Annotated in this window: 12 protein-coding genes and 2 pseudogenes; 12 read left to right on the top strand and 2 right to left on the bottom strand. The window is 66.9% G+C overall.

Going from position 1 to position 14408, the window contains the following annotated elements:
- A pseudogene (locus JO236_RS05015) lies at positions 1-211 on the top strand (gluconokinase); the annotation flags it as partial.
- On the opposite strand, the gene JO236_RS05010 reads toward JO236_RS05015, so the two are convergent.
- A complete protein-coding gene (locus tag JO236_RS05010) occupies positions 208-1152 on the bottom strand; it encodes a DoxX family protein (protein ID WP_293325595.1) in 945 nt (314 codons plus the stop codon). The pseudogene JO236_RS05015 and the gene JO236_RS05010 sit on opposite strands and share 4 nt — an antisense overlap.
- Before the next feature lie 58 nt (positions 1153-1210).
- Here JO236_RS05010 and pncA point away from each other — a divergent pair, with 58 nt between their 5' ends.
- The 7 genes from pncA (at position 1211) to JO236_RS04975 (ending at position 8053) form a co-directional block, all read left to right on the top strand.
- Entirely contained in the window at positions 1211-1771 is a 561-nt protein-coding gene (gene pncA / locus JO236_RS05005) for a pyrazinamidase PncA (RefSeq protein ID WP_293325594.1), read from the top strand.
- On the top strand, positions 1771-2568 hold the full coding sequence (locus JO236_RS05000) for a ketosteroid isomerase family protein (RefSeq protein WP_293325591.1): 798 nt from the start codon (positions 1771-1773) through the stop codon (positions 2566-2568). The genes pncA and JO236_RS05000 overlap by 1 nt, the downstream gene beginning before the upstream one ends.
- Positions 2569-2886: 318 nt before the next feature.
- Positions 2887-4212 carry an ABC transporter substrate-binding protein gene (locus JO236_RS04995; protein ID WP_293325604.1) on the top strand — a complete coding sequence of 442 codons (1326 nt, stop codon included), beginning with the start codon at positions 2887-2889 and terminating at the stop codon, positions 4210-4212.
- Entirely contained in the window at positions 4209-5168 is a 960-nt protein-coding gene (locus JO236_RS04990) for a carbohydrate ABC transporter permease (protein ID WP_293325589.1), read from the top strand. Before JO236_RS04995 ends, JO236_RS04990 begins: the two co-directional genes overlap by 4 nt.
- Positions 5155-5997: a carbohydrate ABC transporter permease gene (locus JO236_RS04985; protein WP_293325586.1), complete on the top strand. Its 843-nt coding sequence runs from the start codon at positions 5155-5157 to the stop codon at positions 5995-5997. Before JO236_RS04990 ends, JO236_RS04985 begins: the two co-directional genes overlap by 14 nt.
- 5 nt (positions 5998-6002) lie before the next feature.
- A complete protein-coding gene (locus JO236_RS04980) occupies positions 6003-7076 on the top strand; it encodes an ABC transporter ATP-binding protein (RefSeq protein WP_293325583.1) in 1074 nt (357 codons plus the stop codon).
- On the top strand, positions 7073-8053 hold the full coding sequence (locus JO236_RS04975) for a patatin-like phospholipase family protein (protein WP_293325580.1): 981 nt from the start codon (positions 7073-7075) through the stop codon (positions 8051-8053). The genes JO236_RS04980 and JO236_RS04975 overlap by 4 nt, the downstream gene beginning before the upstream one ends.
- Here the strand turns inward: JO236_RS04975 and JO236_RS04970 are convergent.
- Positions 8045-8554 (bottom strand): GNAT family N-acetyltransferase, encoded by a 510-nt coding sequence (locus JO236_RS04970; RefSeq protein WP_293325578.1) that lies wholly within the window; start codon positions 8552-8554, stop codon positions 8045-8047. The two genes, JO236_RS04975 and JO236_RS04970, sit on opposite strands and share 9 nt — an antisense overlap.
- 67 nt (positions 8555-8621) lie before the next feature.
- On the opposite strand from JO236_RS04970, the gene JO236_RS04965 reads away from it, so the two are divergent.
- The 4 genes and pseudogenes from JO236_RS04965 to JO236_RS04950 all read left to right on the top strand — a co-directional run bounded on the left by JO236_RS04965 (position 8622) and on the right by JO236_RS04950 (position 14272).
- Positions 8622-8990, top strand: a complete 369-nt coding sequence (locus JO236_RS04965) for an STAS/SEC14 domain-containing protein (protein ID WP_293325601.1) — start codon at positions 8622-8624, stop codon at positions 8988-8990.
- 1245 nt (positions 8991-10235) lie between these two features.
- Positions 10236-11588 (top strand): annotated as a pseudogene (locus tag JO236_RS04960) (AAA family ATPase); the annotation flags it as partial.
- Positions 11589-11942: 354 nt separating this feature from the next.
- A complete protein-coding gene (locus JO236_RS04955; RefSeq protein WP_416362159.1) occupies positions 11943-13418 on the top strand; it encodes a MinD/ParA family ATP-binding protein in 1476 nt (491 codons plus the stop codon).
- 29 nt (positions 13419-13447) lie between these two features.
- The gene (locus tag JO236_RS04950; RefSeq protein WP_293325573.1) at positions 13448-14272 is read left to right on the top strand and encodes a DUF3097 family protein; all 825 of its coding nucleotides are present in this window, start codon (positions 13448-13450) and stop codon (positions 14270-14272) included.
- Positions 14273-14408: the final 136 nt, after the last annotated feature.

Raw genomic sequence — 14408 nt, 5'->3', positions numbered from 1 at the left:
CCCGCGGGTCGAGTTCCTGCACCTGCGCGGCTCACCGGAAGTGATCGCTCGCCGCCTGGGCGCCAGGTCCGGGCACTTCATGCCGCCCGCGCTGTTGGCGTCGCAATTGGACACCCTGGAACCATTGGGTGACAACGAATCCGGGGTCAGCGTCGACGTCGATCAGGACGTTGCGGCCATCGTCGACGCGTTTCTCGCCAGAAATCGTTAACGCCAGCGGCGCTTGGGCTTCCCGCCGGCCTCCGCGACGCGTTCGCGCGCCGCTTCCGCCAGCTCACCACCGCGTGCCGCCGCCACGTCGGCGAATTCCGCACCGCGCTCGCGGGCGGTGCTGGCGAGTTTCTCGCCACGCTTGCGCGCCTTCTTCGCCAGTGGCTTGCTCTTCTCGGCCGCCGTACTGGCCCATTCGCGGCCGCGGTCAAGCGCCGCCTCGGCGTAGGGTGCGCTCCGTTCGGCGGCGGTGCTGGCCAGTTCGCGGCTGCGTTCCAGTGCGGCCTCGGCGTAGGGCGCGCTCTTCTCGGCCGCCGTGCTGGCCCACTCGCGACCACGTTCCAGTGCCGCTTCGGCATAGGGTGCGCTTCTTTCGGCCGCCGTGCTGGCCAGTTCACGGCCGCGCTCGGCGCCGACCTGCAACCCGTGCGCAATCCGTTCGCCTAGATCGGAGTCGAGCAGCGAATCGGTCGAACCGGATACCCGTTCGGACAGCCGCTCGGCGGCCCGCCGACCGCGCCAGCCCAGCGATGGCTTGCCCGCGGTGTCGGCCGACGCGATCACCAGGCCACCCAGCAGGCTGACGTCGGTCAGGAAGTCCTTCCTTTGTCGCGCCTTCTCCGCCGGATCGCTTTCATTCCAGAACATGTGCGCGCCCAGATTGGCCGGCAGCACCGTAAACGCCAACGCGGCCGAAGCCAGGCGAGGCAGCCGCCCGGTGGCCAGTAGCAGCCCGCCGCCGATCTGCACGGCGGCGTTGATCTGTGCGAACGTCTGGGGGTCGCTGGGGATGGCGCTGCCCACCGGATCGGGCAAAGCGCTCAGGCCGTCCACTGTGGGTGCCGCCGCCTGCGCGGCTACCTTCGGGTTGCGCAGGGAGTCCACTCCCTGACCGATGAAAACTGCCGCCAACATGGGTCGCGCGATTCTGCGAATGAACATGGACCGTGGGTTACCCGACTGACCGGCAGACAAACCGGCTGGACGTATGGTGTGTCGTGTGCGGACGTTGATCATCGTCGACGTACAGAACGACTTCTGCGAAGGTGGTTCGGTGCCGGTAACCGGCGGCGCCGCCGTGGCTCGCGCCATCACGGACTATCTGGCCGACGAACCCGGCTACCAGCACATCGTGGCCACCAAGGACTTCCACCTCGATCCCGGTGACCACTTCTCCGAGCACCCCGACTACCGCTCGTCCTGGCCACCGCATTGCATCGCCGGAAGCCGTGGGGCCGATTTCCATCCTGACCTGGACACCGCTTCCGTCGAGGCGGTTTTCTGCAAAGGTGCCCACGCCGCGGCGTACAGCGGCTTCGAGGGTGCCGACGACCGCGGCGCCTCCCTGCTCGGCTGGCTACGGCAGCACCGGGTCGACGAGGTCGACGTCGTCGGTCTCGCCACCGACCATTGCGTCCGTCACACCGCGCGAGACGCGGCCCGGGCCGGCTTGGCAACCAGGGTGCTGTTGAACTTGACGGCCGGTGTGGCCCCGCACTCGATCGAAGCGGCCGTGACGGAGATGCGGGCCGCGGGCGTCGAGTTGGTGCAGGACTGGTGATGACGGAGCTCAACCGAGAGGATCTGCTGGCCGCGGCGGAGCGCTCGCCGCAGGCTGCCGCGGCGCACGACCGCGCCGGTTGGGTGGGGCTTTTCGCCTCCGACGGCAGCGTCGAAGATCCGGTGGGTTCGCGGGCGCACTCGGGCCACGCACAGATCGGCCGGTTTTATGACACCTTCATCGGCCCGCGGGACATCAAGTTCCATCGCGACCTCGACATCGTCTGCGGCCCCGTCGTGCTGCGTGACCTCGACCTGGAGGTGACGATGGGTTCGGCCGTCACGATGTTCATTCCCGCCTTCCTCCGGTACGACCTGCGAGAGGTTAACGGCGAGTGGCGGATTGCGGCACTGCGGGCGTACTGGGAGTTGCCGGCCATGATGCTGCAGTTCCTGCGGTCCGGTACCGACGCGCTGGCGCCGGCCTGGCAGCTGTCCCGCGGTTTGCTCGGCAATCAGGGGTTGGCGGGGGCGGCAGGGTTCATGGCCGGCTTCCGCCGCGCGGGCGCGCGGCACAAGAAGCTGGTGGAGACGTTCCTGGGTGTCGTCGGGCGTGGTGACACAGCTGCCGCGCAGCGCGCGCTATCGCCAACTGCCAGAATAACTTTGGGTGACAACGACGCCCTGGACCTGGCCGAACTCGCCGGGCAACTCGACGGCGTCGACTGGACCAAGGTGACATCCGCGGGACCCACGGTTGCGGTCTCGCTCGCCTCGGGTCACGGACGCGCCATCCTGTTCGCCGACGTGGCCCGGCGAGGCCACCAGATCGACCAGATCCGTTATTTCCCAGGTTGATTGGTCGACAAGCGGATTACATGCCGGGTCTGGGCGGGCGGCGTCGGGCTTGCGCACGGAGCTAGGGTCTGGTCGTCGGCTCCAGGCTCGGTCGGCGCCGCCGGCCACGGCAACTACGAGTGGGCCGGGCCGGGCGCACGCGTCAATCCGTCGTGATCAGCACGGCGCGGCGCACAATCGGTAGGGTCATGGTGCTGGTTCCTTTCGTGATGGAGCGTTCGGTGAATGCGGTCAGGTCATCTCGACGGTCCCAGCAACACCACAGGCCGGGCGAGTACCAACGACATCACAAGGGAACAGACCGAGACCTGGAGCGCCATGTTCGATAAGCCGTTCGGGCGGCGGGGCATGTTGCGGGCCGCGGGCGCTCTCACCACGGCGTCGCTGGCTCCGTGGGCCGCCGGGTGCGCTCCCGACGACGGCGCGTTGACCTTCTTCTTCGCCGCGAACCCCGACGAGGCCGCTGCCCGGTTGCGGATCATCGACGAATTCCGGCGCACCCGTCCCGACATCAAGGTTCGCCCGGTGTTGTCCGGGCCGGGCGTGATGCAGCAGCTGTCGACGTTTTGCGCCGGCGGCAGGTGCCCCGACGTGCTGATGGCCTGGGATCTGACCTACGCCGAGCTGGCGGATCGGGGCGTCTTACAGGACCTCAACACCTTTTTGGCGCGCGATCCGGCGTTCGCCGCGCAGCTGAAGTCCGACAGCGTCGGGGCGCTGTACGACAGCTTCGCGTTCAACGGGGGCCAGTACGCGTTTCCCGAGCAGTGGTCGGGCAACTACCTTTTCTACAACAAACGGCTATTCGCTGAGGCCGGGGTCAAGTCCCCACCTTCGACCTGGGAAAACCCTTGGAGCTACGCCGAATTCGCGGACGCCGCCGCCGCACTGACCAAACGCGACGGCTCCGGGCGCGTTTCGCAGTGGGGGTTTGTCAACACCTGGTTTTCGTACTACTCGGCCGGGCTTTTCGCCATGAACAACGGTGTGCCGTGGTCCACCCCGCTGGTCAACCCGACCCACCTCAACTTCGACAACGAGGCGTTCATCGAGGCGGTGCAGTTCTACGCCGACCTGGCCAACAAGCACAAGGTGGCGCCCAACGCCTCGGAGGTGCAGTCGATGTCCACGCCCGATCTGTTCGCCGCGGGCAAGGCGGCGATCGCGCTGAGTGGGCACTGGCGTTACCAGACGTTCATCCGGGCCGACGGTCTCGACTTCGACGTCACCGCGTTGCCGACCGGGCCCGCGCTTGCAAAAGGAAGCAACGCTACCTCCAATATCGGCAGCACCGGACTCGCCATCGCCGCCAGCAGCGGCCGCAAGGACCAGGCGTGGGAATTCGTGAAATTCGCGACGGGCCCGGTCGGGCAGGCGCTGATCGGTGAATCCTGTCTCTTCGTGCCGGCCCTGCGGTCGGCGGCGACGTCTCCCGGGTTCGCCAAAGCCCATAGCAGAGTTGGCAACCTCGGCGTGCTCACCGAAGGCCCAACGCATTCCGCGGGTCTGCCGGTCACCCCGGCGTGGGAGAAGATCGCCGCCCTGATGGACCGTTACTTCGGTCCCGTGCTGCGCGGATCCGCGCCGGCGACGTCACTGACCAGGCTGTCCAGCGCCGTCGACGAGGTGCTGCGCACCCCATGACATCCTCGTCCGCACCCTCAGCACCCTCAGCACCTTTCGCGCCCTCCGTGAAACGCCGCCCGGCCTCGCGCCGACGCGCGTGGGCCGGTCGTTTGTTCGTGGCTCCGAACCTTGCCGCCGTCGCGGTGTTCATGCTGTTCCCGCTCGGCTTCTCGCTGTACATGAGCTTTCAGCGATGGGACGTGTTCACCCCACCGAAGTTTGTGGGCCTGAAGAACTTCGGCGACCTCTTCACCACAGACCCGCTGTTCCTGATCGCGATACGTAACACCGTGATCCTCACGGCCGGCACCGTGATACCGACCGTGCTCATCAGCCTGGCGGTGGCCGGCGTGCTGAACCGGAAAGTCAAGGGCATCGCCGTCTTCCGCACCATTGTCTTTCTGCCACTGGCGATTTCGTCGGTGGTGATGGCGGTGGTGTGGCAGTTCGTCTTCAATACCGACAACGGTTTGCTCAACATCATGCTCGGCTGGATCGGCATCCACCCGATCCCGTGGTTGGTCGATCCGCAGTGGGCCAAGGTCGCGCTCTGCATCGTCAGCGTGTGGCGCGGCGTGCCGTTCGCCACCGTCATCCTGTTGGCCGCGATGCAGGGAGTGCCGGAGACGCTATACGAGGCGGCCAGGATCGACGGCGCCGGTGAGATACGGCAATTCGCTTTCATCACCGTGCCGTTGATCCGCGGCGCGTTGTCGTTCGTGGTGGTGATATCGATCATCCACGCGTTTCAGGGTTTTGACCTTGTCTACGTGCTCAACGGACCCAACGGCGGGCCCGAAACGTCCACCTACGTGCTGGGCATCATGCTGTTCCAGCATGCGTTCTCGTTCCTGGAATTCGGCTATGCGTCCGCGCTGGCGTGGGTCATGTTCGGCATCCTGCTGGTGCTGACCGTGCTGCAGCTGCGGCTCACCCGCCAGCGTTCTTTGGAGGCCTCCCGTGGGATTGGGTGAGGGCATCTTCAAGCGCAGCGCTATCCGTGGTGTCGTGGTGTACACCGCGTTGGTCGGTATCGCGTGGTGCGCGTTGTTCCCGATCGCCTGGGCGGTGTCGGGGTCGCTGAAGCGGGAGGGTGAGATCAGCGAGCCCAAGCTGCTGCCGGCCCACCCGCGGTGGTCCAACTACACCGAGGTATTCGCGCTGATGCCGTTCTGGCGGATGTTCTTCAACACCGTGCTCTACGCCGGATGCGTCACGGCCGGACAGGTCTTCTTCTGCACGCTGGCCGGATATGCCTTCGCGCGGTTGGATTTCCGTGGCCGCGACGCGCTGTTCGTGGTGTACCTGGGCACGCTGATGGTGCCGTTGACGGTGACCGTGATCCCGCAGTTCATCCTGATGCGGATCGCGGGATGGGTCGACACTCCGTGGGCGATGATCGTGCCCGGCTTGTTCGGCAGCGCGTTCGGCACCTACCTGATGCGGCAGTTCTTCCGCACCCTGCCGGCCGATCTCGAGGAAGCGGCGATTCTCGACGGTTGCTCGCCGTGGCAGATCTACTGGCGCATCCTGCTGCCACACGCGAGGCCCGCGGTGATGGTGCTCGCGGTGCTCACCTGGGTCAACGTCTGGAACGAATTTCTGTGGCCGCTGTTGATGATTCAGCGCAACAGCCTGGCCACCCTGACGCTCGGCCTGGTCCGGATGCGGGGAGAATACGTCGCCCGCTGGCCGGTGATCATGGCGTTTTCGATGTTGATCATGCTGCCGCTGGTCCTCATCTACGCGTTTGCTCAGCGTGCCTTCGTCCGGGGCATCGCCGTCACCGGGATGAGCGGGTAACTGCGATGGCTGCGGTGAGTTTCCAGCAGGCGACACGCCAGTTCCCCGGCGCCGACCGACCCGCCCTGGATCGCCTGGATCTCGACGTCGATGATGGCGAGTTCGTCGTTCTGGTCGGCCCGTCCGGGTGCGGCAAGACGACGTCGCTGCGGATGGTGGCCGGACTGGAGACCGTGGATTCCGGCAGCATCCACATCGGGGACCGCGACGTCACCGCTGTCGATCCCAAGGACCGCGACGTCGCGATGGTCTTTCAGAACTACGCCCTCTACCCGCACATGACGGTGGCGCAGAACATAGGCTTCGCGCTGAAGATCGGCAAGACGCCGAAGGCTGAGATCCGCGAGCGGGTGCTGGCCGCGGCCAAATTGCTTGACCTGCAACCGTATCTGGACCGTAAACCCAAAGACCTGTCCGGCGGACAACGCCAGCGGGTGGCGATGGGACGCGCGCTCGTGCGTCGGCCGCAGGTGTTCCTGATGGACGAGCCACTGTCCAATCTGGACGCCAAACTGCGGGTGCAAACCCGCAACCAGATCGCGGCGTTGCAGCGGAGGCTGGGTACGACGACGGTCTACGTCACGCACGACCAAGTCGAGGCCATGACCATGGGCGACCGCGTCGCGGTACTGCGCGATGGTGTGCTGCAGCAGTGCGCGGCCCCCCGCGAGCTGTACCGCAACCCGGAGAACGTCTTCGTCGCGGGATTCATCGGATCACCGGCGATGAACCTGTTCACCCTGCCGATCGTCGATTCCTCTGTGTCGCTGGGGGATTGGCTGATTCATGTGCCGCGAAGGATTTCGGATTCGGCAGGCGAGATCGTGGTGGGGGTGCGCCCCGAGCATTTCGAACTGGGCAGCCTTGGCGTGGAAATGGAGGTCGATGTGGTCGAAGAGCTCGGAGCCGACGCCTACCTGTATGGCCGAATCTCGGGTTCCGGTAAGGTAATCAGCCAATCCGTCGTCGCGCGCACCGACGGGCGCCAGCACCCACCGGAAAAGGGCAGCCGGGTGCGGCTGCATCCCGAGCCTGGGCATCTGCACTTCTTCGGCATGGATGGCCGGCGGATCTCATGAGTCCCGCCGCGAGCACGCAAAATGTCGACCTGGTCTGCGAGGGCGGCGGAGTGCGGGGGATCGGGCTGGTCGGTGCGGTGGACGCGCTGACGGCGGCCGGATACCGGTTTCCGCGCGTCGCGGGGTCCAGCGCGGGCGCGATCGTCGCGTCGCTGGTCGCCGCGCTACAGGTCGCCGGCAAGCCCATGAGCCGGCTGGCCGAGATCATGCGCAGCATCGACTACCCGAAGCTGTTGGACCGCAATCTGATCGGACATGTGCCGCTGATCGGCGGTGGCCTTTCGCTGCTGGTGTCCGACGGCGTCTACCGGGGTGCCTACCTGGAGCGGTTGCTCACTGGATTGTTGGGTGACCTGGGCGTGCACACCTTCGCCGATTTGCGCACCGGTGAAGCATCCGAACAGTTCGCGTGGTCGCTGGTGGTCACCGCCAGCGACCTGGGTCGGCGTCGGCTGGTGCGCATCCCGTGGGACCTCGGCTCGTACGGCATTGACCCGGACGGCTTTTCGGTGGCCCGCGCGGTGCACGCCTCGTCGGCGATTCCGTTCGTGTTCGAGCCGGTTCGGGTGGGTGGCGCGACATGGGTCGACGGTGGGTTGCTGTCGAACTTTCCGGTCGAGCTGTTCGACCGGTCCGACGGCAATCCGCAGTGGCCGACGTTCGGCATCCGGCTCTCGGCGCGTCCGGGCATCCCGCCGACCCACCCGGTGCACGGACCAGTGTCGTTGGGGCTCGCGGCGATTGAGACGTTGGTGAGCAACCAGGACAACTCCTACATCGACGATCCCTGCACGGTCCGGCGCACCATGTTCGTGCCGGCCGAGGACGTGAGTCCCATCGACTTCAACATCAGCACGCAGCAACGCGAAGCCCTCTATCAACGGGGATTGGCTGCGGGCCAAGCGTTTTTGCGGGCCTGGAACTATGCCGATTTTCTGAAAGCCTGTGGCGGCCCGGTGCAGCCACCGTCAACATGACCGTTGCAGCCGGTAACCGACCTGCGGTGCCTCGACGACTCCCGGTACCAGCGTCCACGTGAAGGTCCGCCCGTCAAGCTGGAAGCCCTTCTTCTGGTAGAAACGGCGGGCGCGGAAGTTCCTCTCGGCGCACCACACGACCGCATCGCCCGAAGGATGGGCGGCCAGGGCGTGATCCAGCAGGAGGCCGCCGACGCCGCGTCGCTGGTTGTCGACAGCGATGTAGAGCGAGTCGATTTCGAGCTGGCCGGGATTGGCCAGCTCGGGTCCGAAGACGGTCATGCCGATGAGCCGGCCGTCGGACTCGGCGAGCCACATGGCCCAGCCGGCTCTGTTGAGCCGCTGGGGATATTCCTCGTCGATCCACTGCTGGCGGTCGAACAGGTCGAGCACCTGGGGCGCCAGGATGCCCCGGTAGGACTCACGCCAACTCGGGTAGTGCATCTGCACGACGTCGGCGTAGTCCGACGGCTCGGCTTGCCGGATCAAAATCTCCGTCACGCTCGCTCCCAGTCCTAGCCTTCCGCGCCATTATGCCCTGGTGGATGAGGTCGATAAGGTCGACGGGGTGATCGAATTCTTGCCGGACATGCCCGCCGGAGTCACGGGCATCCGCGTCTCGGGCCGCGTGCGCGGCGACGAACTGCGCGCCATCAAGCCAACCATCGAAGAGTTGACCAAGGGCAGCGAAATCCGGATTGTGGAGATCATCGCACCCGACTACGAGGGATTCGGTTCCGGCGGCTTGGTCGAAGACCTCAAGCTGGGCTTTGGCACTGTGTTACGCCATCATTCGGCCTTCAAGAAAATCGCGGTCGTGTCCGACAAGGAATGGGTCGCCCATACCCTGCATGCACTGGCATGGATGGTCCCCGGCGAGCTCGCATTGTTTGGACTCGGCGACCTCGAGGACGCGAAAAAATGGGCCGCCGAGTAAAACCCACAGCACTACTGAGCTTAACCGTGGATGAGTGACCCCTTCTGAATCAGCCAGGCCGCCTTCGCCCGGGTGATCAGCGGGCAGTAGAACGTCAACCCGCTGGCGAGATTGGCCAGCGCCATCGCCGCGACCTATACGCCGACGAGCATCGCCGCACGACCTCATACCGGTGATAGCCCGCGTCGAGGCTGTATGCGGGCAGCCCGGGACTGGCGAACCGAACCCGCCGAAGCCGGGTCCGAACGATCGAACAGCTCACATGACGCAAGGTCGACAGCGCCGGGAAAATCGGCGTCGTCTGCCCTGCGGGTCTGTGAGAGTCTCGGTTTGAGAGACGCCCGCTCGCGCTACGTACGATTGATTGCGTCAAAGGGACTCACCGGGCCCCAAGAGGTCAGAAACCGAGCATCGAAAGGGGGGACATTGGCCAAGCAGAAGCCCACCGAAGACGACCGCGGGTCGTCGGAACGTCCCCCCTGGCTGCCTGTGGAAAAGCAGCGGCGACGCGTACAACTCAAGCGGACGAAGCGAGAGGAAACGGCCAATGGCGGCGACGGCCCCGACGCGGCGAACCGGCCGGCCGACGGGTCTCCTGGGGCGGATGCTGAGGCCTTGACCGACAAATCTCCGACGCCGGGCCCTGGTGTGGGCACCGACGACGCCAACCCGCAGGCGCGACCAAAACGAGTGGCGGTTCGCTATGACCGCACCCGGCGTTCCGAAGGCGAGGGTTCGGTCCCCGCCGCTGGGTTGCGGACATCTGAACCGGCACCCCGTCCAGCGACAGCCGAGACTTCGCCCGCACCCCAGCAAGCGTCCCAGCCGGACAAGTCCTCCCGTGGTGCGTACCAAGCGGGCGGGGGCCCCGCGCGAGATCAGGAGGTCGGGGTCGCGCCGCCGCCGGTCGCTGCGCCCGATTCCGAAGTAGCCGAGTCTCTCAAGTGTGGGAAAGCCGCGTCAGGGATCGGGTCGTCGTTCGAACTCCCGGGATGGGTGTCGGACGCCTGGGCAAAGCCCAAGCCGTCGGCGTCGGTGCCCGAGCCGCGTGATCGCGGTCTGCGTTACGCCGTAATCGAGCCGGCGGACAGCCCAGAGGTCGAGTCGTCGCGGGATTCGACTAAGGCAGAAGGGTTTTCGCCGGGCTCGGAGCTGGCGGAGGCTTCGCTTCCGCCCGACGGGCCCGAGGAATCCGGTGAAGTTGCGCCGCCGCGTGACGCAGGGCCAAAGGGATCACCGCGGCGCCCCGCCCCGCCCTGGCAGATGGCGGCGATCTCGGCGGCGTCCGCGGGGTTCCAGCAGCTGCCCGACTATCCGGCGGAGCGGCCCGCCGCACCCCGCGAGCACACTGGGCCGGCTCCGCAAACCCCGGTGCACCCGCAAACCGCGGTCGGCCCGCAGGCGTCGGGCCCGCCGCCCCAATCCGTACAGGCGCCACGGCCGGGCGTCTTCGCTCCGCCGCTGCCACCGCCGCCTCCCGTGGTGCCCCCGCCTCCATGGTTGCCGTGGGCCTCGCCGTCGCCGGCTCAACAGCACGCACCGCAGTTGAGGCAACCACCGTCGCAGCCCACCGACTCACCAGCTCGAGGCACCCAGCAGACACCTCCGCCCGGCTGGGTGCCGCAAGCCCCTGCGGTGCCACCCCCGAATCATTGGCAGTTGCGTGTGCCGCCGCCGATAGACGCGGCCGAGATCATCGCAAATCGAATGGTGCCGCGATCGGGCTGGCGTCGCGCCGTGCACAAAGCGACGTCTGGTCACATCAACCCCGGCATTTCCCGGAAGGAGCGCAGGCAGGACCACCTGCTCGCTGAGATCCGCCAGCCGATTGTTAGCGAATTCCGCATCGCCGTGTTGTCGATCAAGGGTGGGGTCGGAAAGACCACTACCACCTTTGGTCTGGGGTCGGCCTTGGCCACCGCGCGGCAGGACCGCGTGATCGCCGTCGACGCCAACCCCGACCGTGGGACCTTGGGCGAGCGGGTCGGCGACTCGTCGAGCCGCTCGACCGTGCGCGACCTGTTGTCCGACCCGAATATCTACCGTTACGCCGACGTGCGCAATCACACCCTGATGGCGACCAGCCGGCTGGAGGTACTGGCCAGCGAGCAGGACCCGGCGGTTTCGGAGGTCTTCGGCGCGGACGACTACCGGCGCACCGTCGACATTCTGCGGCACTTCTACAACATCGTCCTGACCGACTGCGGCACCGGCATCATGCACTCGGCGATGTCGGCCATTCTGGATCTGGCACACTCCATCGTGCTGGTCAGTTCCCCCGCCCTCGACGCCGCGCGCAGCGCGTCGGCCACGTTGGATTGGCTTATGCAGCATGGGCATTCGGATCTGGTCCGCGATGCGCACGTGGTGCTCAGCGCCTCGCGTCCGGGTTCAGCCGCTCTGAAGCTGGACAAGGTCTACGAGCATTTCCAGACGCGTTGCCGGTCGATTCACCTGATCCCGTTCGATCCACATCTGGCCGAGGGCGCCGACGTCGACTTCGGCCGGCTCAGGGCCGCCACCAGGCAGGCCTACCTCGAACTGGCCGGGTCCGTGGCCCAGAACTTCGGGCGCCTGCGCGCGCCGCGGGACCAGTGATCTTGGCGAAGGTGAATGACGGTCGGGCGCCGGTGCGGGACCGAACCGCCGCGGTTCGAGCTTGCCTACCTCCCCCCGCGTCGGTGGTTCGATTATCCGTCGAGATTCGGCTACGCAGCAAAGTTGATCAGGTCGGTACACTGTCAGCTACCGCCGAGGCTGGATTGCCGCCGGGACGTGGGGAAAAGGACGTCAGGAGCGGGTTCAGCTCTGCGGCGTGACCATCGTTGTCGCTGACGGCCACGGACACGAGGAGTGAGGAACCGAGCAGATGCCTGGCACCAGGGCCGCCCAGCGGGTGTTCGGCGCCCGCGTGTGGTCACCGGGGATTCAGCATCGGCTCGGCTTTCGATAGTGAGCGAATCTGATGCCCGCCCAGCCGCAGCGGGATTCAAGCCGGGCACCGACGCGGACACAACGCCGATATCGGTGCCGTCGATCCAGGCCGCGCTCGGCCAGGACGCACAGCGCCCCAGCCCGCTGTCGGCCCCCACTGTGGTCGCCGACTTGGCGTCGCTGCCGATCCCGAGTCCGGTGCCGAACGAGGCGCCGGTCGCCGACGAGCCGCCGCCCGGGCTCCCCGGCCCGCCGTCTGACCGCACGGCGGTCGTCAACGAGGCGCCACCGGCGCCGCCAGTGCCGCAGGGGCCGCCGGTGCCTCCGGTGGCCTCCGTTTCGCCGCCAGCTCGTCCCGCACCAGTCCCGACCAACGCGCCACCGGCCGATGCCCAGTGGCCCGCGCCCCCCGCACCGATACCAGACCCCAGACTGATCCCGCCGGGCCCCATCTCCCCACCGGTGGTGACACCCTTCACCAGCGCGCCGGCTGGTGCTCCACCCCCGGAGTCGGGCTACCCGGGCATGCACGAGCCGCGCATGCCTTCGCACAGCGAACTCGGCTTGGTGCGTGGGGCCCGGCCGCTGCCGCAGCGCGGGTGGCGCAAGGCCGTGCACCGACTGACCGGCCTCAACCCCGGGGAATCGGAACAGGAAAACACGCGCCAGAGGCTGGTGGCGCGGGTGAACCAGCCGGTGCGCGGCGACTACAGCATCGCGGTCTTGTCGATGAAGGGGGGCGTGGGCAAGACCACGACCACAATCGGGCTGGGCGCCACTTTTGCCGCCATACGCGGGGATCGCGTCATCGCGGTCGACGCCAACCCCGACTTCGGCACTCTGGCTCAGCGCGGGCCGGACCAAAGTCGATCCACGGTGCGTGATCTGTTGTTGGACGACAACATCTTTCGGTATTCCGACATTCGCCGATACACGTCACAGAGCACGAGTCGGCTCGAAATCCTGGCGTCTGAGCGTGATCCGGCGACTTCCGAAGCGTTCTCCGACGCCGATTATCGAGTCGTCATCCGGTTGCTGCAGCGGTTCTACAACCTGATCCTCACAGACTGCGGCACCGGGCTCGTGCACTCGGCGATGTCCAGCATCCTCGAGGAGGCCGATGCGATCGTGCTGGTCGCTTCGCCCGCCATTGACGCGGCCCGAAGCGCCTTTGCGACGCTGGATTGGTTGGAACACCACGGCTACGGACACCTGGTACCCAATGCGAGAGTCGTCATCAGCGCCGCGCGGCCCGGGAAATCGTCGGTCAACATCAAGGTGCTGGCCGGCCAGTTCCTGACCCGTATCCGCGCGGTGCACGTCATCCCATTCGACGACCACCTGGCCCAGGGGTCGGAGATCGTCTTAGACCTAATCGCCGACAAGACGCGGCGGGCGTTCCTTGAGCTGGCTGCCTCGATCGCCGACGGATTCGCAAATACCAAACGCCATCGGATTACACGCGGCGAGCCACACGGCGCGCCTCGGCGCTGAATCCGCTTGCGGCTCACTAATATTGCCGCATGACGGATCGCGACGGAGCCGACGTACTTGCCGCGGGTGGACGCAAGCCTCGCTCGGCTGAGCGTCCTGTCGAACTCGGCATGGTCGTCGAAGACTTCGAGTCCGGCTACGTCGGTGCCGTGGTCCGAGTCGAGTACGGCCGCATGTACCTGGAGGACCGGCGCGGTCACACCCGTGGCTTCCCCTTGGGGCCCGGCTACCTGATCGACGGTCGACCGGTGATTCTCACCGCACCGCGCCGTGCGGCGCCGGCGGCCGCGGGGCGGACGGCCTCCGGTTCGGTTGCCGTGTCGGGCGCCCGCGCTCGCGTGGCCCGCGCCGGCCGGATCTACGTCGAGGGCCGCCACGATGCCGAACTCATCGCGCAGGTATGGGGCGAGGATCTGCGGATCGAGGGTGTTGTCGTCGAGCATCTCGGCGGGGTGGACGACCTGGTGGGCATCGTGGGGGAGTTCAGGCCCGGCCCCGGGCGCCGGCTCGGTGTCCTGGTTGACCACCTCGTCGCGGGTTCCAAGGAAGCACGCATCGCCGACGCGGTACGGAAGGGACCGGGCGGACCCGACACCCTGGTCGTCGGGCACCCCTATGTCGACATCTGGCAGGCGGTGAAGCCGCAGCGACTGGGGCTCAAGAGCTGGCCCGCAGTCCCGCGCCAGATCGAGTGGAAGCGCGGTGTGTGCGATGCGTTCGGCTGGCCGCACGCTAACCAGGCGGACATCGCCAGGGCGTGGCGACGCATTCGATCGCAGGTGCGCGACTGGAACGATCTGGAACCGGAGCTGATTGGCCGCGTCGAGGAACTCATCGACTTCGTCACCGGTTGATGCGCTGACCTTGGCGAGATTGATTTGGCCCCGCGAGATTGCGCTGACCGCGGCGAGATTGCCGTGAGGGTCGTGATCCGGCCGAAATCGCAGCCTCCACGGCAATCTCGGCGCAACGGCGGCGGGCGCCCAGCTG

The sequence above is a fragment of the Mycobacterium sp. genome (genome assembly GCF_019247635.1).
GTDB lineage: Bacteria > Actinomycetota > Actinomycetes > Mycobacteriales > Mycobacteriaceae > Mycobacterium.
Note: the sequence above shows the minus strand (reverse complement) of the source record. Positions and strands in the feature narration are given on the sequence as shown.

Coding starts and splice junctions, on each gene's coding strand:
- JO236_RS05010 (WP_293325595.1), bottom strand. CDS start 1,152: ATGTTCATTCGCAGAATCGCGCGACCCATGTTGGCGGCAGTTTTCATC.
- JO236_RS05000 (WP_293325591.1), top strand. CDS start 1,771: ATGACGGAGCTCAACCGAGAGGATCTGCTGGCCGCGGCGGAGCGCTCG.
- JO236_RS04995 (WP_293325604.1), top strand. CDS start 2,887: ATGTTCGATAAGCCGTTCGGGCGGCGGGGCATGTTGCGGGCCGCGGGC.
- JO236_RS04990 (WP_293325589.1), top strand. CDS start 4,209: ATGACATCCTCGTCCGCACCCTCAGCACCCTCAGCACCTTTCGCGCCC.
- JO236_RS04980 (WP_293325583.1), top strand. CDS start 6,003: ATGGCTGCGGTGAGTTTCCAGCAGGCGACACGCCAGTTCCCCGGCGCC.
- JO236_RS04975 (WP_293325580.1), top strand. CDS start 7,073: ATGAGTCCCGCCGCGAGCACGCAAAATGTCGACCTGGTCTGCGAGGGC.
- JO236_RS04950 (WP_293325573.1), top strand. CDS start 13,448: ATGACGGATCGCGACGGAGCCGACGTACTTGCCGCGGGTGGACGCAAG.